Annotated in this window: 20 protein-coding genes and 3 pseudogenes; 13 read left to right on the top strand and 10 right to left on the bottom strand. The window is 59.6% G+C overall.

Features of this window, described 5'->3' with window-relative positions:
- Positions 1-128: 128 nt before the first annotated feature.
- From K6N12_RS30800 to K6N12_RS30790, 3 genes and pseudogenes are all read left to right on the top strand, one after another.
- On the top strand, positions 129-1,286 hold the full coding sequence (locus K6N12_RS30800) for an NADH:flavin oxidoreductase/NADH oxidase (RefSeq protein WP_222149095.1): 1,158 nt from the start codon (positions 129-131) through the stop codon (positions 1,284-1,286).
- Positions 1,287-1,341: 55 nt separating this feature from the next.
- A complete protein-coding gene (locus K6N12_RS30795) occupies positions 1,342-1,995 on the top strand; it encodes an SDR family oxidoreductase (RefSeq protein WP_222149094.1) in 654 nt (217 codons plus the stop codon).
- A gap of 13 nt (positions 1,996-2,008) precedes the next feature.
- Positions 2,009-2,705, top strand: a pseudogene (locus K6N12_RS30790) (IS6 family transposase); the annotation flags it as partial.
- 228 nt (positions 2,706-2,933) lie between these two features.
- On the opposite strand, the gene K6N12_RS30785 reads toward K6N12_RS30790, so the two are convergent.
- Positions 2,934-3,581 carry an acyl-CoA dehydrogenase C-terminal domain-containing protein gene (locus K6N12_RS30785; protein WP_222149093.1) on the bottom strand — a complete coding sequence of 216 codons (648 nt, stop codon included), beginning with the start codon at positions 3,579-3,581 and terminating at the stop codon, positions 2,934-2,936.
- Positions 3,582-3,682: 101 nt separating this feature from the next.
- Between K6N12_RS30785 and K6N12_RS30780 the strand changes: the two genes are divergently transcribed.
- Entirely contained in the window at positions 3,683-5,029 is a 1,347-nt protein-coding gene (locus tag K6N12_RS30780) for an NAD(P)/FAD-dependent oxidoreductase (RefSeq protein WP_222149130.1), read from the top strand.
- A gap of 431 nt (positions 5,030-5,460) precedes the next feature.
- On the opposite strand, the gene K6N12_RS30775 is transcribed toward K6N12_RS30780, so the two are convergent.
- The 3 genes from K6N12_RS30775 to K6N12_RS30765 are packed head-to-tail and all read right to left on the bottom strand — an operon-like array spanning position 5,461 to position 10,950.
- Positions 5,461-8,763 carry an error-prone DNA polymerase gene (locus K6N12_RS30775; RefSeq protein ID WP_222149092.1) on the bottom strand — a complete coding sequence of 1,101 codons (3,303 nt, stop codon included), beginning with the start codon at positions 8,761-8,763 and terminating at the stop codon, positions 5,461-5,463.
- Entirely contained in the window at positions 8,760-10,277 is a 1,518-nt protein-coding gene (locus K6N12_RS30770) for a Y-family DNA polymerase (RefSeq protein WP_222149091.1), read from the bottom strand. Before K6N12_RS30770 ends, K6N12_RS30775 begins: the two co-directional genes overlap by 4 nt.
- Positions 10,192-10,950 (bottom strand): ImuA family protein, encoded by a 759-nt coding sequence (locus K6N12_RS30765; protein WP_222149129.1) that lies wholly within the window; start codon positions 10,948-10,950, stop codon positions 10,192-10,194. Before K6N12_RS30765 ends, K6N12_RS30770 begins: the two co-directional genes overlap by 86 nt.
- A gap of 298 nt (positions 10,951-11,248) precedes the next feature.
- Here K6N12_RS30765 and K6N12_RS30760 point away from each other — a divergent pair, with 298 nt between their 5' ends.
- Positions 11,249-12,022 (top strand): SOS response-associated peptidase family protein, encoded by a 774-nt coding sequence (locus K6N12_RS30760; protein ID WP_222149128.1) that lies wholly within the window; start codon positions 11,249-11,251, stop codon positions 12,020-12,022.
- A gap of 245 nt (positions 12,023-12,267) precedes the next feature.
- Positions 12,268-13,368 carry a DNA polymerase IV gene (dinB, locus tag K6N12_RS30755; RefSeq protein ID WP_222149090.1) on the top strand — a complete coding sequence of 367 codons (1,101 nt, stop codon included), beginning with the start codon at positions 12,268-12,270 and terminating at the stop codon, positions 13,366-13,368.
- 149 nt (positions 13,369-13,517) lie between these two features.
- On the opposite strand, the gene K6N12_RS30750 is transcribed toward dinB, so the two are convergent.
- The 5 genes and pseudogenes from K6N12_RS30750 to K6N12_RS30730 all read right to left on the bottom strand — a co-directional run bounded on the left by K6N12_RS30750 (position 13,518) and on the right by K6N12_RS30730 (position 15,872).
- Entirely contained in the window at positions 13,518-13,796 is a 279-nt protein-coding gene (locus K6N12_RS30750) for a hypothetical protein (protein ID WP_222149089.1), read from the bottom strand.
- Between the two features lie 9 nt (positions 13,797-13,805).
- The gene (locus K6N12_RS30745) at positions 13,806-14,105 is read right to left on the bottom strand and encodes a DUF982 domain-containing protein (protein WP_028734430.1); all 300 of its coding nucleotides are present in this window, start codon (positions 14,103-14,105) and stop codon (positions 13,806-13,808) included.
- Positions 14,106-14,179: 74 nt separating this feature from the next.
- Positions 14,180-14,656: an Hsp20 family protein gene (locus K6N12_RS30740; RefSeq protein WP_128404304.1), complete on the bottom strand. Its 477-nt coding sequence runs from the start codon at positions 14,654-14,656 to the stop codon at positions 14,180-14,182.
- 171 nt (positions 14,657-14,827) lie between these two features.
- Positions 14,828-14,958: pseudogene (locus K6N12_RS30735) on the bottom strand (ATP dependent DNA ligase); the annotation flags it as partial.
- A gap of 20 nt (positions 14,959-14,978) precedes the next feature.
- Positions 14,979-15,872 (bottom strand): SDR family oxidoreductase, encoded by an 894-nt coding sequence (locus K6N12_RS30730; protein WP_128404303.1) that lies wholly within the window; start codon positions 15,870-15,872, stop codon positions 14,979-14,981.
- A 146-nt stretch (positions 15,873-16,018) separates the two neighbouring features.
- On the opposite strand from K6N12_RS30730, the gene K6N12_RS30725 reads away from it, so the two are divergent.
- Together K6N12_RS30725 and K6N12_RS30720 are read left to right on the top strand one after the other, a co-directional pair.
- Entirely contained in the window at positions 16,019-16,339 is a 321-nt protein-coding gene (locus K6N12_RS30725; protein WP_222149088.1) for a plasmid stabilization protein, read from the top strand.
- 105 nt (positions 16,340-16,444) lie between these two features.
- Positions 16,445-16,828, top strand: a complete 384-nt coding sequence (locus K6N12_RS30720; protein ID WP_239621323.1) for a PPC domain-containing DNA-binding protein — start codon at positions 16,445-16,447, stop codon at positions 16,826-16,828.
- On the opposite strand, the gene K6N12_RS30715 is transcribed toward K6N12_RS30720, so the two are convergent.
- A complete protein-coding gene (locus K6N12_RS30715; RefSeq protein WP_222149087.1) occupies positions 16,825-17,898 on the bottom strand; it encodes a PAS domain S-box protein in 1,074 nt (357 codons plus the stop codon). The genes K6N12_RS30720 and K6N12_RS30715 overlap by 4 nt on opposite strands.
- A gap of 481 nt (positions 17,899-18,379) precedes the next feature.
- On the opposite strand from K6N12_RS30715, the gene K6N12_RS30710 reads away from it, so the two are divergent.
- From K6N12_RS30710 to K6N12_RS30690, 5 genes and pseudogenes are all read left to right on the top strand, one after another.
- Positions 18,380-19,351 carry an alpha/beta fold hydrolase gene (locus K6N12_RS30710; protein ID WP_222149086.1) on the top strand — a complete coding sequence of 324 codons (972 nt, stop codon included), beginning with the start codon at positions 18,380-18,382 and terminating at the stop codon, positions 19,349-19,351.
- 64 nt (positions 19,352-19,415) lie between these two features.
- Positions 19,416-20,156, top strand: coding sequence for an alpha/beta hydrolase (locus K6N12_RS30705; RefSeq protein ID WP_222149085.1), 741 nt, complete (start codon positions 19,416-19,418; stop codon positions 20,154-20,156).
- Positions 20,153-21,025, top strand: coding sequence for an alpha/beta fold hydrolase (locus K6N12_RS30700; protein WP_222149084.1), 873 nt, complete (start codon positions 20,153-20,155; stop codon positions 21,023-21,025). The genes K6N12_RS30705 and K6N12_RS30700 overlap by 4 nt, the downstream gene beginning before the upstream one ends.
- Before the next feature lie 26 nt (positions 21,026-21,051).
- A complete protein-coding gene (locus tag K6N12_RS30695) occupies positions 21,052-21,729 on the top strand; it encodes an isochorismatase family protein (protein WP_131702434.1) in 678 nt (225 codons plus the stop codon).
- Between the two features lie 51 nt (positions 21,730-21,780).
- Positions 21,781-22,167 (top strand): annotated as a pseudogene (locus K6N12_RS30690) (pyridoxamine 5'-phosphate oxidase family protein); the annotation flags it as partial.
- Between the last annotated feature and the right edge of the window lie 126 nt (positions 22,168-22,293).

Raw genomic sequence — 22,293 nt, 5'->3', positions numbered from 1 at the left:
AATGAGGATTGTCGTCGCACCGCGGGGATGCACATCCTGGGGGTTGAAGTTTCAAGTCTGAGACAACACATTTCCGTCTGTAATGTTCGTTACAGACAATTAGCATCGCAAAAGGATTCTCGGTTCAGATGTCATCCCTCTTTCAACCTCTCACCATTCGACAAGTCTCGCTAAAGAACAGGCTGGCTCTCTCCCCAATGTGCCAGTACGAAGCCATCGACGGCTTCGTGACGCCTTATCATCTCGTTCACTACGGCAAGTTTGCGCTTGGCGGTTTCGGCCTGGTCATGATCGAGGCGACGGCGGTCTCGCCTGAAGGCAGAATTACACATGGAGATGTTGGACTTTGGGATGATCGGCAGGTCTCCGGCCTCGCCGAAATTGCCGCGTTCCTGAAGAAGCAGGGCTCTACCCCTGGGATCCAGATTGCTCATGCTGGACCAAAAGCGGCCATGCAGCGACCTTATTACGGCGACGGCCCGCTTACAGGGGACGACCACGCCCGCGGTGATCATCCGTGGCCTATCGTTTCGGCTAGCCCCCTGCCCGTTGATACGGGCTGGCTAGTCCCCGGCGCGCTAGACATCAAGGGGATCCAACAGGTGAAGGACGATTTCGCCGCCGCGGCGCGCCGCGCGCTTGAAGCGGGCTTCGAAGTCCTCGAGCTTCACACCGCTCATGGGTATCTGCTCAACTCGTTCTTGTCTCCTTTGACGAACAAACGAAATGATATCTATGGCGGGACGCTTGCAGGACGTATGCGCCTTCCGCTCGAGATCGCGAAGACGCTGCGGGAAATCTGGCCGCAAGACAAAGCTCTTTTCGTGAGAGTGTCTGCCGTTGACGGCAGCCGCGAAGGCGTATCTCTCGATGACAGCATAGCTTACGCCAAGGAGCTCGCGGCGATCGGCGTGGATGTGATCGACTGCTCTTCCGGCGGGATTGGACGCCCCTATGAGTATCCTACCGGCTACGGGCATCAAGTTCCCTACGCTGAACGCATACAGACAGAAAGCGGCCTCGCCACAATGGCGGTCGGGCTCATTGTCGATCCGTTTCAAGCGGAAGCGATCGTTGCCTCGGGCCAGGCTAACCTCGTCGCGATCGGCCGGGAGGCGCTACGTGAGCCAAATTTTGCTCTACGTGCAGAGCAGGCCCTCAACGCGGCCGATCCTGCATCACCATTCGGCAGCTGGCCGCCCCAGATCGGATGGTGGCTGAATCATCGTGAGCGTAAGCTGCATCAACTCGGACCATACACTTCGCAGTCCAGCGCGGCGGCATAGCGTGACGCGGCCCGAGACCCACACTTCTATTAAAGGCACGACGAAGGATACTTTTATGGCCAGTATTTTTGTTATCGGCGCTGCAGGGAAAGTCGGAATCCGCCTTGTCCGCAAATTGGCGGTGCGCGGTCACCGGGTCGACGCATTGCACCGAAAGCGCGAGCAGGAAAGCACGCTTGCTGCAGCAGGCGCGAATCCGATTTTCGGCAGCATCCAGATCATCGATGCACGGAGTCTCGCAAACATTATTGACGGATGTGACGTCGTCGTGTTCACGGCCGGCGCAGGCGGGGCGGGCGTCGAACAAACGAATGCAATCGATGGCCGAGGTCTTGAAACAGCCGTCGATGCGGCGAAACTGGCGGGCGTGCGTCGTTTCATTCTGGTTTCTGCCTTTCCCGAGGCGTGGCGCGAAAAGGAAAACAGCGAAGGCTTCGAGAACTACATCGCCGTCAAGAAACTTGCGGACGCCTACCTTGCTGACACCGAGCTCGATTGGGTCATCCTTAGGCCGGGAACCCTGTCGGACGAACCTGGCACCGGGATGATCAAGGCCAACGCCGCCATTCCCTATGGGACCGTGACGCGCGATGATGTCGCCGAAACGATCGTTGCACTCATCGAAGAACCTGCCGTCCGGCGATCCATTGTCGAGTTGACGAACGGGGACGATGCTGTCGCCGAGGCGGTGGCTAAACTGGGACGCTGAATGCACTTATAAGATTGGCCGCGATTTGTGCGGCCAATCTTATTGCTATCGCTTTCCCGCTGAAGTCATTGCCCACGCCGTGTGGCTCTACTTCCGTTTCCCTCTCAGCCTGCGCATGGTCGAGGACTGGCTGGCTGCCCGTGGGATCATTGTCTCGCATCAAACGGTGCGGCTTTGGGCGGAGAAATTCGGACGTACCTTCGCCAACGAGATCCGCCGCCGCTCATCCGGTCGGCTCGGCGACAAATGGCACCTCGATGAGGCCGTCATTTCGATCCGGGGCAAGAAGCATTGGTTATGGCGGGCGGTGGATCAGGACGGGTTTGTTCTGGAGGTGTTGGTGCAAAGCCGCGGCAATGCAAAGGCGGCCAAACGCCTGATGCGTAAGCTCCTGAAGAGCCAGGGCCGAGCGCCGCGGTTAATGATCACCGATAAGCTTCGATCTTATGACGCCGCAAAGCGGGAGATCATGCCCGGTGTTGAGTATCGTTCCCACAAAGGGTTGAACAATCGGGCGGAGGATTCTCGCCAACCAGTCCGGCGGCGAGAGCGGATCATGAAGCGCTTCAAGTCACAGCGACATCTACAACGCTTCATCTCCATCCACGACCCGATTGCCAACCTGTTCCACATCTCCCGCCACGACATCCCCTCCAACCAGTATCGCGGAATTGCGTTCTGCGGCGATGAACCTGTGGGCGAAAATCGCCGGGCATGACCGACGAAATAGGCCGACGCCATGGTCAACCCTCGTTGCCGGTAAGTTTACGATGCCTAGTTCATGGCCGCTTCCTCTCGATGCTTGTGGCCGATCAATACGGACCACGTTCAACATTGAGGCGACGTTCGCTGTCAGCATTCCGGTCCAAGCTGCAGCCGAACGCTCCCGGCACCGGCTCAGGCTATCCACACCCATTGTCCTCAGGCGGTCACGGCGGTCACAGAAGCCTCTCATCGAAGGCGAAAACCGTGCTTGCACCCTTGATCACCGCCGTCCGCTGAGCGGCGACTTGTGGCAGGATGTGCCCAGCATAGAAGCGGGCAAGACCGACACGGGCGGTCCACCAAGGGTCATTGTTGCCCCGGTCGATTTCGGTGAGCGCTGCCTTGGCGGCACGCGCCAGCATTTGGCCGCCGAGAAGCGTTCCCATCAAGGTGAGGAACGGAACGGCACCACCGAACGCGAGCCGGGTATCCCGTTGGTTCGCCGCGATAAGATGATCGACCGTTGCTGTTGCCGCATCCGCTGCAGCTGCGAGGGCTGCGCCCTCGTCCGCGAGACCGGTCCCGTCGAGTGCGCGACCCTCCGCCGCGATCTCGGCGATCAACTCGGCTACGGCAGCACCGTTGTCGCGCAGGACACTGCGCCTGACAAGCGTGTTTGCCTGTATGCCGGTCGTCCCCTCGTAGATCGTGGTGATCCGGCTGTCGCGCCAGTGTTGAGCAGCCCCGGTCTCCTCGACGTATCCCATGCCACCGTGGATCTGCAAGCCAAGCGAGGCGATTTCAATGCCAGTCTCAGTGCGCAGTGTGGCGCATGCGCGCTCGGTCACCCTATCGGTGAAGCCGCGTGGCAAGCTCGGCATATTTTCAAAGCACTGGAAGGCGGGTTTTCGCCCTTGCGGACATCTAACTTGAACGATTATTGCCTACGAGCTAGGGATCAGCGGAAGCCAATCAAGAAAAGATTCCAATGTTTCCCTTCTCCGAAGCCGATCCCGTTCAGCATTCCAGTCCGATCCCTAATGCCTCCGAGGTGGTGATCATCGGAGGCGGAATTGTCGGAGTGTGCACCGCCATCTTCCTTGCTAATCGAGATGTGCAAGTGACATTGCTTGAGAAAGGACGCATTGCCGCCGAACAGTCCTCGCGCAACTGGGGCTGGATACGAAAGCAAGGGCGAGACGCTGACGAGCTGCCAATAGTGATCGAAGCCTGCCGCCTCTGGCGACAGTTGGCGGACGAATGTCGTGAAGACATTGGCCTCCGACAAACTGGCGTTACCTATCTGGCCCGGACGGCCAAGGACATGGCTGCGTTCGAAGACTTCATGAAGATCGCCGCTGCCCACGATCTCGACACGCGCCTTGTAGACGGCGACGATGTGTCGTCCGTGGCCTCAGGTATGAGTCGGAGGTTCAGCGGGGCAATGACTACCCCGTCCGACATGCGAGCCGAGCCATGGCTGGCTGTTCCGGCTTTTGCACGGCTCGCCGCTCGCAAGGGCGTACGGATCATCGAAAATTGTGCTGTTCGGGCACTCGATATAGCTGGGGGCAGGGTCGCAGGGGTCTGCACCGAGCACGGTAAGATCGCGACCTCCATCGCGCTAGTGGCGGGCGGTGCATGGTCATCCCTGTTACTCAGAAAGCATGGTGTGTCGATCCCGCAGCTTAGCGTTAGGGCAACGGTCGCGGCGACAGAGCCTCTGCCGGCATTCCACGCCGGTGCGGCCATGGACGATGATATCGCCTTTAGGCGCAGGCATGACGGTGGGTACACCTTGGCTCCCGGTGGTAGTCACCTTCTGTACGTCGGCCCAGACTCGTTCCGTCATGCGACGAAATATCTTCCGGCGCTACTCGCCCACCCTTTGGGCACCCGTTATCTTCCCGCAGCGCCCTCGGGCTTTCCAGATAGCTGGTCGACCCCACGCGACTGGAATGCGGAAACCCCCAGTCCCTTCGAACAAATGCGGGTGCTCAACCCCGCTCCGGGCAAGAGTGACTTGACCTCGATACGGCGCGGCTTCGACAGCCTGTATCCGCGATTTGGCCCGGTTCGTCTCAAAACGACTTGGGCGGGGATGATCGACGCCATGCCGGACGTGGTCCCTGTCGTGGATCAGGTGGCCGCGATCAACGGGCTCTTCGTCGCAACGGGAATGAGCGGCCATGGTTTTGGTATTGGCCCTGGAATTGGCAGGGTCGCATCCGACCTGATCCAAGGAAACGGGATCGGCCATAATCTTCACCGCTTCCGCCTCTCGCGCTTCACCGACGGAAGCGCAATTCGCTTGGGACCAGCGATCTGAAGAGTTCGACTATGTCTGCTACTGCCGGCGCAGAGATGCCAACATCAAGCATCCGGAGAAAGTGTAAAAACGCCGTTGTGCTCTCAGACGCCCGAGAGAGCGCCGTTCTCCGTGTCGCAATGTACTCGCGGCGGCACGACATTCGATGAAGCGATCAATATCATCGTAGGCAAGATGTGTCGGGTCGCCGTTCCGGCACCCCCTATTCCATTCGATGAACGTCGTTATCGTTCGGATCGTCGATTGGTTGCTTTTGGCACTGTAACCTCCATCCGTCATCGAGTTGACGACGGAGCGTACGCAGGCGTGATGTGGCCAGTCGTCGACAGTTTGCGAAAGAACTGCGTTCTTTGCTGGTAAAGTGGTCATGCTCGTGTCCGCTAAATTGTAACAGCGGAGACTGGATATTATGCCGAGCTTGCCACGCGGCTTTACCGGAAATCTCGGGCTTTAGGAAACGAGTTCGGCATAGGCTCCGGCTCGGGATAAGTTCCCTTATGCCGAACTCGGCATAACGGGACGAAAATATCCCGCGGCTTGACCGCCGGAGCACGGTCCCTTGAATCGGAACTTCCCGGAGATCCATGGGCGAACTCGTCACCGCGCCCCGTCGGCAGCTTGAACTCCCCATCACGATCCGCCAAGGCTGATAGGTCGCCGGAGAGATCGAAGAGCTGTTGGGCGATGAGATGCACGACCTCCCCTTCCCGTTGGATTCGTCCGTTGATCGCCATCATGCTCGATCCGAGCACGACGCGCCGGCGCCGCTCGAAGAGCTTCGGCCAGACGACGACGTTCGCCGGACCGGTCTCATCCTCGATCGTCAGAAACATCACGCCTTTGGCCGAACCCGGCATCTGACGGACGAGAACGAGGCCTGCGGTCATCAGCCAGCGGCCATCACGGGCCGACATCGCTTCTCCGCAGGTGACGATGCTTCGAGCTGCAAGGTCCTTGCGCAAGAACGCGATCGGGTGCTCGCGCAGGGTCAGACCGGTATGGCTGTAATCCTGGATGACGTTGTGCCCATCTGTCATCTGCCGGAGTTGGACATCAGGCTCCTGCTGCTCGGCGATCGTCTTCATCTCGCGCTCGGCCGCGGCAACAAAGAGGGGCAGTGGCTCATCGCGCAAAGCTTTGATCGCCCACAGCGCCTCTCGTCGCTGAAGTTCGAGCGATGGCAGGAAAGCATCGGCCTCCGCCAGTTCGACCAGCGATGCCGCCGGAACGCTCGCGCGCCGCCACAGGTCATCGACGCTGTCGAAGGGCTGATCGGCACGGGCGGCCACGATGCGTGCCGCATCGACTGAGGCCAGGCCACGCACCAGCCGCATACCCAGGCGGACAGCATGGCGGCGCTCGTCACCCACGACCGGCTCAAGCGTGCAGTCCCAACGAGAGCGGTTGATACAGACCGGCCGGATCTCCACACCATGGTTGCGGGCGTCGCCGACGATCTGGGCGACCGCATAGAAACCCATGGGTTGGCTGTTGATCAAGGCCGCGCAGAACGCGTCGGCGTAATGGCATTTCACATAGCTGGAGGCGTAGGCGATGAGCGCGAAGCTCGCCGCATGGCTTTCCGGAAATCCGTAGGAGCCAAAACCTTCGAGCTGCGAAAAGGTCTTTTCAGCAAACTCCGGCGAGTATCCATTCTTCACCATGCCGGAAACCAGCTTGTCCTTGAATTTCGAGACGCCACCGGTAAACCTGAACGTGGCCATCGATTTGCGAAGCTGATCGGCCTCGCCGCCGGTGAAGCCGGCGCAGACCATCGCCACCTTCATGGCCGACTCCTGGAAGAGCGGCACGCCGAGTGTCTTTCCAAGCACCGCTTCCAGTTCGGGCGTCGGATAGACGACCGGTTCCTTGCCTTCGCGGCGGCGCAGGTAGGGATGCACCATGTCGCCCTGTATTGGTCCAGGCCGGACGATGGCGACCTGGATGACAAGATCGTAAAACGTCCGCGGCTTCAGCCGCGGCAACATCGCCATCTGAGCCCGACTTTCGATCTGGAACGTTCCGAGAGTGTCGGCCTTGCGGATCATCGCATAGGTCGCAGAGTCTTCCTGCTCGATATTCGCCAGATCGATCGTTTCGCCCTTATGCTCGTCAATCAGCTTGAACGCTTTTGCCATGCAGGTCAGCATCCCCAACGCCAGAACATCAACCTTCATGAACTTCAAGGCTTCGACATCGTCCTTGTCCCATTCGATCACCTGCCGGTCGGCCATTGATGCGGGCTCGATGGGGACGAGATCGTCGAGCCGATCATGCGTCAACACGAATCCACCGGGATGCTGGCCGAGATGCCGGGGCGCGCCCATCAACTGCTGCGCAAGTTTCAGCGTCAGTGCGAGGCGACGGTCGTCGGGATTGAGGTTGAGTTCGCGCAGGTTCCGGTCGCCGACCATATCGGCCGACCAGGACCACATGCCCGACGAGAGAGCCTTGATCATATCCTCCGGCAGACCGAGTGCCTTGCCGACATCGCGGATCGCCCCTTTCGCACGATATCGGGTCACGGTCGCGCACAGAGCTGCCTTCTGATGGGTGTAGGTCTTATAGATCCACTGAATGACTTCCTCGCGGCGCTCATGCTCGAAGTCGACGTCAATATCCGGCGGCTCGTCGCGCTCCTGGGAAACGAACCGCTCGAAGAGGAGATCGTTCGTCTCGGGATCGATCGACGTGATCCCGAGGATATAACAGACGGCCGAGTTTGCCGCCGAGCCCCGCCCCTGACAGAGAATGCCTTGGCTGCGGGCATATCGGACGATCGAAAACACGGTCAGGAAGTAGGGTGCGTATTTCATAGCCCGGATGAGGTCGAGCTCATGCCGAATGATTTTCAGAACGTTCGGCGGCAGACCTTCCGGATAACGCGTAGGCGCGCATTCCCAGACATAATGCTCGAGAGACGCTTGCGCGTCCTTGCCTGGGACGATCGCCTCCTCAGGATATTGATAGGTCAGCTCCTCGAGCGAGAACCGACAGCGATCGGCGATTTCCATCGTCCGGGCCAATGCGTCCGGGTAACGGGGGAACAACCGCTGCATCTCTTCGGGCGGCTTCAGGAATCTATCCGCATGACGCTCCCTCTCGAAACCGACGTCATCGATCGTGGTTCTGGTGCGAATACAGGTGACGACGTCCTGCAGCTGACGGCGCGACGGCTCATGGAAAAGAACGTCGTTCGTCACAACGGTCTTCACCTTGAAGCGTGTGGCCATGTTCGACAGATCGTGCAGCCGCATCTGGTCGTTTGGCCGCCGGCGAAGGGAAAGCGCCAGATAGGCCCGGTCCCCGAACATCTCCGCCATCTTTCTGAGCTGCACGGCGCAGGTCTCGTCGGGCAGGTCAGGCACCAAAATACCGATCAGACCTTCGGCATAGAGCGCGACGTCGTCGAGATGCAGGATGCAGTTGGCTTTACCGCCCCTACCCTTGCCGAGCGTCAGCAACCGGGTCAGTCGCGAATAGGCGGCGCGATCGGTCGGATAGACCAGGATCGACATGCCGTCCTGCAGATCGAGACGGCAACCGACCAGCAGGCGGACGCCTGTGGCACGAGAGGCTTCCAACGCCCGGACGATGCCGGCGAGCGAGTTTCTGTCGACGACGCCGAGCGCCTCGATGCCGAGCGCCTTGGCGGTCGCAAACAGCTCATCCGCCGACGATGCCCCGCGCAGGAATGAGAAATGGGTCGTGACCTGCAACTCGGCATATCTCATGCGAAAATCCCGTGCAGAAACCATTTGTGCGAGCCGGTCGCCGCATCGATGCCATCACCCGACCTGAATATCCAGAACCGTTCGCCGCCCTCGTCTTCGATCACGAAATAGTCGCGTACTGCATCAAACTCGGAGCCTCTCGTCCACCACTCGCCGAAAATCCGCTCCGGGCCGTCTGCGCGTTTCACCCGGCGGCGCTTGCCGCGCCAGGTCATCGACACAGGTGGATGATCCGGCAGGAGCGCGATCACCTCGATGAGTTCCGGACAGGAGAGGAGCCGAACGGGTCGAGGCCAATGCAAGCTCCATAACGCACCGGTCTCCTCGGCAACCGCACTCACGCGCGTGACGCTGCGCTCGGGCACGTCGCTCGCCACAGGCACTATCCGATAGACACGCTGCCCGCGATTGCCGATCACGTCGATCAGCGGCGCGATATCCACGATCTCTTCCTCGATCAGGGAGGACGCTTTCTGCACTTCAGTGAGCGGTTCGGCGATGACAGCCACCAGCGAGAGCTTCTCGATCCCGAAGCCCGGCTCGATCTTCTCGATCCGGTCCTTGAATAGCTTCGTCAACCAGGCCACATCGCGGGCGGGTTTCGCGGTTCCGGCGCGGATCGCCTGCATGGTGTTGTCGACCTTGTGGACGAGAAGATCCGCGCGGCGAACGCCGAGGCCCTTTTTCTGGAGCGCTTCGCAGAGTTCAACCACAAGCCGCGAGACATATTTGGCAATGGTCTCGGGCGCGCCGATCGGCTCGGCGAAGGCGCGGCTGACTTCGATGACATCCATTGGACGGATCGGATCGATCGGCTCCGGCAGCCGCCCATACATCTGGTCGAGACGGCGGCCGATTTCGGGACCGAAGCGAAGGGCAAGCGGCGCGCGTGGTGTGGCCGACAGCTCGCCGATCGTCTGAAACCCGAGGGTCCGCAGGCCGATGACGGTTTCCGCAGGCAAACGTAATGATGATATCGGTAGCCGTTCGACGAAACGCGATGTTTCATGGCGCGCAGCGATTACGGTATCGCGCTTGCTCACCCGTGCCAGCGCATGCGCGGCACCCCAGCTGTCGGCAATCGCGACCCGCGCAGTCAGCCCCTTGGCACGGAAGCGATTGACGATGCCGGATAGCATCAGATCCTCGCCGCCCTGGAGATGATCGGCGCCTTCGGTGTCCATGACGATGCCGTCGGGCGCATCCATTGCGACAATCGGCGTGTACTGCGTCAACGCCCAGACCGTGAGGCGTTCGAGGGCCGCAGTGTCGGCGATCGGATCGGCGTCGACCATCTGCAGGCCCTGGACGATGGCCTGCGCCTTCGCGGCCGGCATGCCAATATGAAGGCCCGCCGATCGGGCTGTTTCATCAGCCGCCGCGATCCAGCGTTTGGAACCACTCTTCGCGACGACGACAAGTGACCGCTCAGCGGTGAGCATTCCCACGCCATCGGCCCGCCTGATCCTGTCGATCGCGAGATCCGGTAGATAAATGGATACGACCCGTGGCATCGCACGCTCCTACAATAAACTCTGCGCACTCACCCGCTTTCACTCTCATCAGCTCCAGGAGCCATCGCGGCCGCCCGACGCCTGGAACCGGTAGCTCTTCCGATGGCAGTACGCTGACGCGCCACCTTGATGTCGACGCCGTCGGCTGACCAAAATCCGATGCCTCGGTCTGGCGTCGCCATCGTCGCACGACCAGCCCCATCGTTCCGGTCTTCTCGGCCGCAAGCTGAAGCCGGCGCGAGGCGGTCATCGGAAGACGGACGAGCTCGCCAACCACGGCGCCCAGGCCACCGTAGCCAAGACCTTCCTCCATGGTCGCCAGGACATCCTCTTCCCTATCGGCCTCGGCAAAGACCACGCGATCGGAATGAAGACCCGCCAAAGCCAGGGCCGGGAAAAACAGGTCTGGACGCGTCATGCACCAAAGGATCTGCCCCTTGGTTCGCGCAGCGATCCCCGCCACACAGAGGGCAGCGGCCGCACCATCGACCGTTCCGGACCCGCCACCGGCAAACTCGTGTAGGGCGCCATAGGCCAGACCGCCGCCTGGAAGCACTGCGTCAATTTCGGAAACCCCAAAAGCAAGGCAGCCGACCTTTCTCGTCGATCCGCCCTCGAGCGAGGCGATACGGTCGCGTAGATCGGTAATTACCCTGTTGCGGGCAGCAGTCATCATTCACGCGTCCCTTGAAGGCCGTGTTGGAGTTTCGACTTCATGTCGTTCAAATGCAGATGTTCTCTATCTGTTCCGACGCGCTCGAAGAGTCAAGCAACCGAGAATAGGAATATTATCTCTCAACTTTAGGAAACCAAGAGATTCGCTTTGCGAATCATGGCCATGCGCCAATTGCGGCGATTTGGTCGAAGCGGAAATAAATTTCGTCGGATTCGCAACTTACTATCGGCCGGTTGGCATTTCGCAATTCCATCGGTTACGATGCTCGCAGTGTTCACGGGAGCGGCCACTGCCCATGTGCAATCTGTACCGCATGGAAGACAAGGATTGGGTTGCCAAGTGGGCTCAGGACGCCGAGAGCATGATCAACCTCATGCCAGCGTACCAAATGAACCCGGATCAGATCGGGCCGATCCTGCGCAATACGGCCGACGGAAGAAAGCAGCTGGTGCATGCGCGCTGGGGTCTGCCCTCCCCGCTATTCGCTCTCAAGAAAGAAGCTGAGAAGAAGGCCAAAAAACTGCGAGCCAAGGGTAAGGACGTCGACTTCGAGGCCTTGCTGCGTGATCAGGTGGATGGCGGCACCACGAATGTCCGCACTCTCAATTTCCCGCACTGGAAGCGTTGGTTTGGTGTCGAGCATCGCTGCCTTGTCGCTGTGACCAGCTTCGCGGAGCCCGATCCAGCCGCCAAGGAAGAGGGCGGCAGGACTCCAAACGCCTGGTTCGCACGCGATGAAAGCAAGCCTCTGATGTTCTTTGCGGGCGTCCATGTGCCGCAATGGACGAGCGTGCGGAAGGTCAAGGACGGGCTGACGACCGATGATCTCTATAGTTTTCTGACGACGGATGCGAATGACCTTGTGAAGCCCATCCACGGGAGAGCCATGCCGGTTCTTCTGCTGACCAAAGAAGAGACCGATGTCTGGATGCGCGCGCCATGGGACGAGGCCAAAGCGCTTGCCCGTCCGTTGCCCAACGACGCGCTGATCGTAGTATCCCGGGAGCCTTACGGCTCGACGATCGTAACAAAGGCCGGAGAACCGGTCGCGCAGCCGAGCCTTTTCTGAATCTGGACCGGTCTAATGCAACTCGATCCACATCGGTGCATAATCACTTGTGTGGTCCAACTTGTCGACCTTGGCCTGCTTGAGATTGTCAGCAAGTGCGGGCTTAAGACGAAGTGATCGATTCGCAGCCCTGCTTCGGGAAAACGCGTGTTGATATCGCCGCGAAGACTGCTATGTTCTCTCTTTGTTTCGGGCAAGGCCTGCAAAGGGGACACCGAGCCTGTAGCTTTTTTGCAGAAACCGCCATGAACGATATGACGCCAACGCCGATCCGAAAAATCGTCCATGTGGACATGGATGCCTTTTACGCGTCGGTCGAGCAGCGTGATAACCCGGAACTTCGTGGCAAGCCACTCGCCGTCGGCGGATCCGCAGCGCGGGGCGTGGTGGCCGCCGCAAGCTATGAGGCGCGAGCCTATGGTGTCCATTCGGCCATGCCGTCGGTCACCGCAAAACGGAAATGTCCAGACCTGATTTTCGTGCCGCCGCGCTTCGACGTCTATAAGGAAGTTTCCCGGCAAATCCGCGAAATTTTCGCCGAATATACGCCGCTGATCGAGCCCCTATCGCTGGACGAAGCCTACCTCGATGTCACCGAGAATTTGAAGGGCATGGAAATCGCCACCGAGATTGCCCAGGAGATCCGCGCCAAGATCAAGCAGGTCACCGGGCTCAACGCTTCGGCCGGCATCTCCTACAACAAGTTCCTCGCAAAGATGGCCAGCGATTTGAACAAGCCCAGCGGCCAGGCCGTCATCACGCCGAAGAATGGGCCAGCCTTTGTCGAGACCCTGCCCGTCAAGAAATTCCATGGCGTCGGGCCGGCCACCGCCGAGCGCATGCGTAAATACGGGATTGAGACCGGGCTCGATCTGAAATCAAAGTCGCTCATCTTCCTGCAGGAGCATTTCGGCAAGTCGGGACCCTATTTCTACGGCATCGCCCGTGGCATTGACGAGCGCCAGGTCCGGCCTGACCGCATCCGCAAATCGGTGGGAGCCGAAGACACATTCGCCGAGGATATCGATGATCTCGAACACGCAACGGCTGAGCTAAAACCGCTTGCCGAGAAGGTCTGGCGCTACTGCGAGGCGCAGGGAATTAGCGGTAAGACGGTAACCGTGAAGGTCAAATACTCGGACTTCACCCAGGCGACGCGCAGTCGGACTGGCACAATCCCGTTCGCAAGCGTTACTGACGTGTTCGACACGGCATCCGGACTTCTGGCAACCGTCTATCCCTTCAAGCTGTCCGTGCGCCTGCTGGGCGTCACGCTCTCGTCGCTGACCAACGATCAGACCAACGCCGCGACCGAGGGGAAGCCGCAACTCGATCTCAACCTGTAGCAGGAACAAGCCTCCGAAAACGAAAAAGTCTGCCGCGGGGGAGGTGCGGCGGCGCCTGGCAGGATTATTTCGATGGACAGCGTTCCCTCGAACAGGCGATCAAGCGGCTCGCCAAATCGTCGAAGCAGGCCGCTTGAACGCGCAGTCCGTCAGATACCATAGCGCCGATCGAGTTCTTTCAGCGCGGACTGTACCTCATCGATCGAAATCGGCTCTGGCATTCCCGGCACCTGCCGGAGGGCCGGCTTCGAATCGATAGCGTAAAAGTCGGAGGCCCAGGCCGCGAGGATCGTTCGCTTATCATCGACGGAAAGAGCCGGCGCTCTCACCACGTCGATTGGCCGCTGAAGCTGCATACCCTGAAGCAAGACCGCTGGTCCCATCGCCCTCGCGTTGCTGGCCGCCTGCTGCAACATGTCGTGCGTCATCGAACCACCTCACTGTACCTGTGGATCCCGGTCACGCCGCAGGCGTGAGGCCGCGATCATATTGGTTTCCGGCGCCAGCAGATCATGTTTCTCGGCGAAGGCCGCAAACAGACCACGCGCGGTTTCCGCTTCAATCTCGCCACGCAGTGCCGCACTGCAGGCCTTCAGGGCAATCGCATGCGTGCTGTCCCTGAGTGATGTCGGCCATTCGGAAAGATGCCGGTAGGCATCCATGACGCAGCGAACCTCTGCTGGGAAACCAAGGCCGACGAGAATGGAAACAGGCTGTCTAAACATATCGGGTTTCATCGCTCTCTCCTTCCCAACCCGGAATGTTGATGGGCGCCGTAGTCACGGCGCCCTTGTTCTGCGGTCAATGCGGGTCAAGCCGCCTTCTGCGCTTCGATCTGCGCCGGGGCGGCCGAAGGCACCAGAGCGGGCTCGGTCTGGATGGAGATCCTGCGCGGCTTCAGTGCCTCCGGGATCTCGCGAACCAGATCGATCGACAGGAGGCCATTGCTCAGATCAGCCCCGTTCACTCTGACGTGGTCGGCGAGTTCGAACCGGTGGTCGAACGGCCGGCCGGCAATGCCGCGATGTAGGTAGCCCTCGGCAGCCGCTTCCTGCTTCTTGCCCGTGACCATCAGTAGATTGGATTGGAAGGTGATGTCGAGTTCGTCCTGGGTGAAGCCCGCGACCGCGATCGAGATCCGATAGGTGTCGTCACCGGTCTTGACAATGTCATAGGGCGGCCAGTCGCTGATCGACCGGGCGCGCTGGGCGTTTTCCAGAAGATTGAAAACCCGGTCGAAGCCGACGCTGGAGCGGAACAGAGGTGCGTAGTCGTAAGATGTTGCCATAGCCATATCCTCCTTGAAGCAACATGGGTACGGAAGCGCCGAAAGACGGTGCCTCCAGCAAGGCCAGCCCTTCTTTAGCGGCTGGCGGCAATCGATTTGGTTTTTGGCATATTTGGATTCAAGAGCAGCAGTAGAAAAAATTTGACGCGGTTTCTTCACCCGGCCATCGGCTCAGTCAAGCGCATAAACTGCGGCATTATCCTGAACTTCGCGCAAGCCTTTTAGTATGCGTGCCGGAGATTGCCATCGTCGGTCCAGCCCTGGAATTCGATCTCGGCAATCAGCGTCGGCTGGGCGAAGACAACCTGTGAAGACGATCCCATCAAGCTACGCCCTTGCCGCCCGTGACACCATAGACCTCGCCGTTGATGAAGCTTGCTTCTGGCGATGCAAGCAGGACGAATACGGGAGCCAGTTCGACCGGCTGGCCCGGACGACCGAAGTCGCTGTCCTTGCCGAAGTTCTTCACCTTCTCGTCTGGCTGCCCACCACTCGGCTGGAGAACCGTCCAGACCGGTCCGGGTGCGACGACATTGGCGCGAATGCCACGCTCAATCAGTTGCTTGGCAAGGGCCTTCGTATAGGCGACGATACCGGCCTTTGTCGTGGCATAGTCGAGCAAGATCGGTGACGGCTGGTAAGCCTGGATGGAGGCGGTGGTGATCACCGCGGATCCCGCCGGCATATGGGGCACGGCGGTTTGTGCGATCCAATGAAGCGCATATAGATTGGTCTTCATCGTCTTGTCGAAATCCTCCGTCGACAACTCTTCGATTTTCTCGCGGTACTGCTGGCGACCGGCATTGATGACGAGGATATCGAGACCGCCAAGACCAGTGACCGCCTTGTCGACCAGTTGCCGGCACCATGCCTCGTCCTTGATGTCGCCCGGAAGCGCGACGGCCTTACGGCCCTCGGCTTCGATAAGGCCAATCACCTCCTTGGCATCCGCCTCTTCGTCCGGAAGATAGGCGATGGCCACGTCGGCCCCCTCACGGGCGAAGGCGATTGCTGCAGCACGGCCGATACCGGAATCGCCCCCGGTGACGAGTGCCTTCCGGCCAGTGAGCTTGCCCGAGCCGCGATAACTCTTCTCGCCGTGATCCGGCGTGGGATCCATCTTGCGAGCGAGACCGGGCGCCTGTTGCGGCTGGTCTGGGAAAGGCGGTGCTGGATAAAGCGTGCGAGGATCGTTCAAAGAGGTCTTGTCGCTCATAATGACACCCAAGGTTTTTTGCGAATTGCATGCGGAATGACTGTCTGCGAACGCCCGTTTCATCCCTTTGTTCCTGTAACGCCGCTGGCTCGGAACAAACTTTTTGCGCTGTCGTTCGTCTGATTATCAACGAAGGAGGAAATGTCATGCCCCGTGGTGACAAGTCCAAGTACACCGACAAGCAGGAACGCAAGGCAGACCACATCGCCGAAAGTTACGAAGACCGCGGCGTGTCCGAGAAGGAAGCCGAGCGCCGAGCCTGGGCAACCGTCAACAAGGATGATGGCGGCGGCAAGAAGGCCGGCGGTTCCGGGCAAGGCAAGCATACCGGTCATCCCGCGGCCCACAAAGGTGGCGAAAAAGGTGGCAAGGCGGCAGCGTCGCGATCGGCCGCAGACCGTTCGGCTTCGGCAAAGAAGGCGGCTGCGACCCAGAAACGGAACGCCGAGCACCGCGCCCACCATTGATTGTCGTGTCCCGTGACTGAGCAGAAACGCTACATCCCAACACCTGGCGGATTCCTGATGGTCTTGAGACAGGGAGACGACGTACTTGCCCGCCTGGGAACGCTGATGGTCGGCGAAGAAATACCGTCGGCCATGCTGTCTGGTTTCGGGTTCGCTGGCCAGATTACCTTCGGCTTCTTCGATTTCGAAGCCCGCGAATACAAGCCGAAGAGCTACGAAAACGTTGAGGTGACCAATTTGACCGGCTCGCTTGCCTGGAAGGACGGAAAACCGCTGCCGCATCTGCACGCAACCGCCGGCAACGCTTCGTTCGAGGCGGTTCGGTGGTCACCTGTTGGCGCTCGAGGTCGGTCGTGGTTCGATGGAGCTCTACGTGACGATCCTGCCAAACCGCCTCGAACGAGCCACCGACGCGTCGATCGGCGCCAACGTCCTGCAACTCAGTCCGGCCGTTTGAGACACGAGGCTGGCTGCGCTGCCTCGTTTTAGCCGCTGATAGCGCCGCGGGGGACGGACAGTCGGATCGAGAGTCCATTTGGCATCCAGTCGCGCGCGATCTCGACCCCGAGGCTCTGACTAATTATCTGCTCAAGCCGGCTTCCAAAACCGATCGAACGTGGCTCTAATGCAGCCTGCGGAGGACCGCTGCTCTCAAGCCAGACGATCTCCAGCATCTCACTCTTCATCGTCGCTGCGATATCAAGCTTTCCCTCTTCGACGGACAGCGCGCCATATTTCGCGGCATTGGTCGCGAGTTCATGGAACAGCAGCGCGAAGTTTGTAATTTTTGTGCCGCCGATATCGATGTCATCTCCGATCAGCTGCCAATGATTGGCACCGTCCCGCTCGTACGGCGCGAGAATATTCGACAGAAGCTGAAATAGGGTGGTCTGTGGAGTGCCGGTCGCGGCCTCACCGTTCAAACTCGGTAATGTCATCTCATGCGCTCGGGACAGAGCCATTAACCTGTCTTTCATCTCGGCGGCCAGTTCGGTAGTCGTCGTTGCCGTCCTCGCTGCAAGGGTGATGATGCTGCCGGTGATGGCGAAGAGGTTTTTTACCCGGTGATGCATTTCCCGGAGCAGAAGCTCCTGATGCTCGGCGGCTCGCTTGCGCTCTGAGATGTCGCGGGCGATCTTCGATGCGCCGATGATCTTTCCGTTGTCGTCCCGAATGGGCGAAATGGTAAGGGAAATATCGACCAAGGTACCGTCTTTACGTCGTCGTATCGTCTCGAAGTGATTGACGCGCTCGCCGGCCTGGATGCGGGCGAGAATGGCTGGTTCCTCATCGAGACGATCGGGTGGAATGACGATCGTGATCGGGTGTCCAATAGCCTCGTCTGCCGTATAACCGAAAAGACGCTCAGCGCCCTTGTTCCAGGTCGTGATGACTCCGCTGAGGCTCTTGCTAACGATCGCATCGTCGGAGGATTCGACGATCGCTGCAAGAAAAGCTGCAGCATTACGTCCATGCTGCGCAGCTTCTATGTCGGCCTCCAGCTGTCGCAAACCGAGCTGGGCCTGGCCCTCGTGTTGCTGGTTATCGGAAATCGACATTTACGCCCCGTCAATCAACGCATTTTTCAACAAATCGAGACGGCCGAGACCGCTAATGCACCGCCGACCATATTCGCTAAACACCACCAACAACAGTCAGAATCATTTTAGGGGTCGCAAATCCGTATGACGCCATCCGAATGCGAGATCGCTGGCAAAATGCCCTCGCCTTGAACGGAATCGAACCCAGAACCAGCAAACCCAAGAACCTATCTTGCTGATTTCCCGCGGAAATGTCCTCTATAATCAACATAGTTTGCGGTCGCTAAAAGAGCCGGGCAAGCGGGCAAAGCCTCCTTTGCTCTAAAGGACCGGCTTTCGTTTGGAGCGAGTAGTTCATGCTGCTCGTTGCGCCTTTAACCGCGGCCGACTGTCCAACTTTTTACCCTTATTTATCCCAGGTCCGAAGACCGGCGATGCTAGTCCTTTTTCCAGAGGCGCTGATGTGGATCGGCACCCAATTTTGAAAAAGGAAAACATCATGAAAAAACATCTTCTCACCACTGTCGCACTTCTTATTGCCATCTCTCCCGTTGCGGCCGAAGCCCGCTGCGTGCCGAATAACGCGGTCATCGTCGCGAACGCTGTTCCCGTAATTCAGTACAAAAACACGACGATCGACGGCGTGAAGGTCTTCTATCGCGAAGCCGGCCCGAAGGACGCGCCGGTCCTCCTGCTCCTGCACGGATTTCCGACCTCGTCACACATGTTCCGCAACCTCATCCCCCTGCTCGCTGACCGCTACCGCGTGATTGCGCCTGACTATCCCGGCTACGGCCAGAGTGACGCGCCCGACCACACCAAGTTCGACTACACATTCGCGAACCTGACCAACATCGTCGACAAGCTGACCGAAAAGGTCGGAGCCGATCGCTACAGCATGTACGTCATGGATTACGGCGCACCGATTGGATATCGGCTCGAGCTCAAACATCCCGAGCGGGTTGAATCGCTAATCGTGCAGAACGGCAACGCCTATACCGAAGGTCTCGCCGCATTCTGGGACCCGATCAAGGCCTATTGGGCCGAAAAGACGCCGGAACGCCGGGAAGCACTTGCCGGCCTGGTCACGCTCGAGACCACCAAGTTCCAATATACCGACGGTATGGGTGATGTTGCACATATCAGCCCCGACAACTGGGTCGTCGATCAGGCATTGCTTGATCGCCCGGGCAACAAGGATATCCAGCTGGATCTCCTGGGCGACTACGGTAGTAATGTGCCGCTTTACCCTCAGTTCCAGGCCTTCTTCCGCGAGCGCCAACCGCCAACACTGATCGTCTGGGGCAAGAACGACAAGATCTTCCCCGAACCCGGCGCGCACCCCTATCTTCGCGATCTCCCGAACGCCGAGATGCATATTCTCGACAGCGGCCATTTCGCCCTGGAAGACAAGCTCGACGTGATGGCGCCGTTGATCCGCGACTTCCTCGACCGCAAGGTTTGTAACTAATCCAGAGCTCATCCACTCCGCGGGGCTAACGGCGCCGCGGCCACCCCCCTCAAAGGAAAAGATCATGACCAATCCTCTTTCGGGCACCCAGGCGGCTGGGGAGCCAGCCCGTTCGATCGTCCTCGTGCACGGCGCTTTTGTCGATGGCTCCGGATGGCAACAAGTCCATAGCGAACTTGTAGACCGCGGGTTCGAAGTGCTTGTCGCCCAACACCCGACGACCTCACTTGAAGGTGACGTTGCGACCACCCAGCGTCTTATCGCATCGGCTCGCCATCCGGTGCTCCTGGTGGGCCACAGCTACGGCGGAGCGGTCATCACGGAAGCCGGCGCCAATCCCAAGGTCAAGTCGCTGGCCTACATCGCGGCTTTCGTGCCGGATGTCGGCGAGTCCGTCGCAGCGCTGAATGAAGCGCCGGAAGAGCCCGGCGAAGCGAAGGCGCCGTTGTTGCCTCCGCAGGATGGTTACCTCGTTGTGGACCCGGCCCGTTTTTCGGAAGCGTTTGCTGCCGATGTCGATCCCGCCACCACGCGGTTCATGGCTGCCGCCCAGTTACCCTGGGGCCTTGCGGCGGTCATTACGCCCCTCACGCATGCCGCATGGAAGACCAAACCCAGCTTCTATCTCGTCGCTTCCGCCGACAGGATGGTACCTCCGAGTGCGCAGCGCCGCATGGCTCAGCGCGCGGCAGCCGCGATCACTGAAATCGATAGCAGTCACGCCGTGATGATGTCGCACCCGCAGGACGTCGCAGCGTTCATCGCAGCAGCAGTCGTAAGCACTATCCCGAGAGCCGGACAATGACCCAGCCTGTCACCTACCACCGAACCACCAGCATTGCCGGCGTCAACATATTCTACCGCGAGGCGGGAGAGCGCGGCGCACCTGTGGTGGTGTTGCTGCACGGCTTTCCAAGCTCTTCGCACATGTACCGCAACCTCATTCCAGCGCTCGCTGACCGCTATCATGTGATTGCACCAGACCTTCCAGGGTTCGGTCTGTCGGAAATGCCTTCGTCGAGCGACTTCGAATATGACTTTGCCACGTTCTCAACCGTTGTCGCCAACCTTCTCGAACAGCTGGGTGTCGAGCGGTATGCGCTATATGTCATGGATTACGGTGCGCCGACCGGGTTTCGTTTGGCGCTCGCGCATCCCGACCGGGTCACCGCCCTGATCGTCCAGAACGGCAATGCCTATGAAGAGGGCATGGGGGACTTTTGGGCACCGACGCGCGCTTACTGGGCCGACAACGGCCCGACGAACCGCGACGCGATGCGGCCTTTTCTGTCGCTCGACGGCACACGCTTCCAGTATCTCACTGGGTCAAAGGACGAGGCGCGGATCGACCCCGCGTCGTGGCTGTACGACCAGATCTTCCTCGACCGTCCGGGCAGCGTCGAAATTCAGTTGGACATCATCTACGACTATCGGACCAACGTCGCGCTCTATCCCGCCTTTCAGGCTTATCTGCGCGAACATCGGCCTCCGACGCTGATTCTGTGGGGCAAGAATGATCCCATCTTCCTGCCCGACGGCGCGCGCGCTTACCTTCGCGACGTTCCCGAAGCCGAACTTCATTTCTTCGACACTGGACATTTCGCCCTCGAAGACAAGGCGGACGAGATGATCCCCGTGATGCGCGACTTCCTTGCTCGAAATCTGACCAAATAACTCAACCCCAAAGAAGGATAAGAACCATGTACAATAGCAAATCCAAGCCGAGCGTACTTCCGACCGGTGGCGGCGCAGCCCTCATCGACCCCTCCGACGCCCTCATCCTGCTGCTCGATCACCAGTCCGGACTGTTCCAGACAGTAAAGGACATTTCCGTGTCCGATCTGCGCCGAAATGTGGAGGTGATCTCCAAGCTCGCCACCCTCTTGAATATCCCTGTCATCACCACGGCCTCGGAACCTGCCGGGACCAATGGTCCGCTGATGCCAGAGATCCACGAACTGGCTCCGCATGCAGTCTATGTGCCGCGTAAGGGCGAAGTGAACGCATGGGACAACGACGATTTCGTCGCAACGGTTCGCGCGACCGGCCGCAATACCCTCATCATGGCAGGCGTCTGGACGAGTGTCTGCGTGATGTTTCCGGCGCTCGACGCCCGCGCCGCTGGCTACGACGTCTATGCTGTTCTCGATGCATCGGGAGATCCAAGTGAAATGGCATCGCGTATTTCGCTCGCCCGTTTCGTTCAGGGCGGCGTCAAGCCCACCTCGACCAACGCGTTGCTGTCCGAGCTTCACCGGACCTGGGCACGGCCCGAGGCTACCGAACTCGGCAAGCTCTATGGTCTTGTCGCTCCCAATTATGCTGCTGTGGCCGAAAGCTATGCCCGCGCGCAGCAGGCCGCGCGAGAGGCAATATAGCCTCGCATTCCCGATGCCCTGCGAACCGACAATACAATGAGGAGACACGATGTGACCTATGGCTTTATGGATATCGCGATCACTCCATCAGTTCGCAGGGCGCAAGCGGAAATGGGAGCGGATCGTCTGTGGTCGGACTTCAAGGGGCACCGCGAATTCGACAGGTTCTCAGTAAGAGAAACCGCGTTTATCGCACAGCGCGACAGTTTCTACATGGCCTCGGTTTCGGAGACAGGCTGGCCCTATGTCCAGCATCGCGGCGGACCTTCAGGCTTTCTCAAAGTGCTCGATGATCGCACGCTTGCCTTCGTCGATTACCGCGGCAATCGCCCGTATATCAGCACCGGCAATCTGGCTGAGAACGACCGGACCTGCCTGTTTCTGATGGACTATCCCGCACGCACACGTCTGAAGATCTATGCCCGCGCCGAGAAGCTTGTCAATCGGCTTGGTAACGGGACCCCTTATCGGCTCCCAAAAGTGACCCCTGCCTCTGGTTGCATAGGGTCAGCGCGCGTAGGCCCGGAGCTTTTCATTTAGCGCAGGGGCCTGCGGGCGCGGGTT

The organism is Rhizobium redzepovicii, from assembly GCF_019793435.1.
Lineage (GTDB): Bacteria > Pseudomonadota > Alphaproteobacteria > Rhizobiales > Rhizobiaceae > Rhizobium > Rhizobium redzepovicii.
Note: the sequence above shows the minus strand (reverse complement) of the source record. Positions and strands in the feature narration are given on the sequence as shown.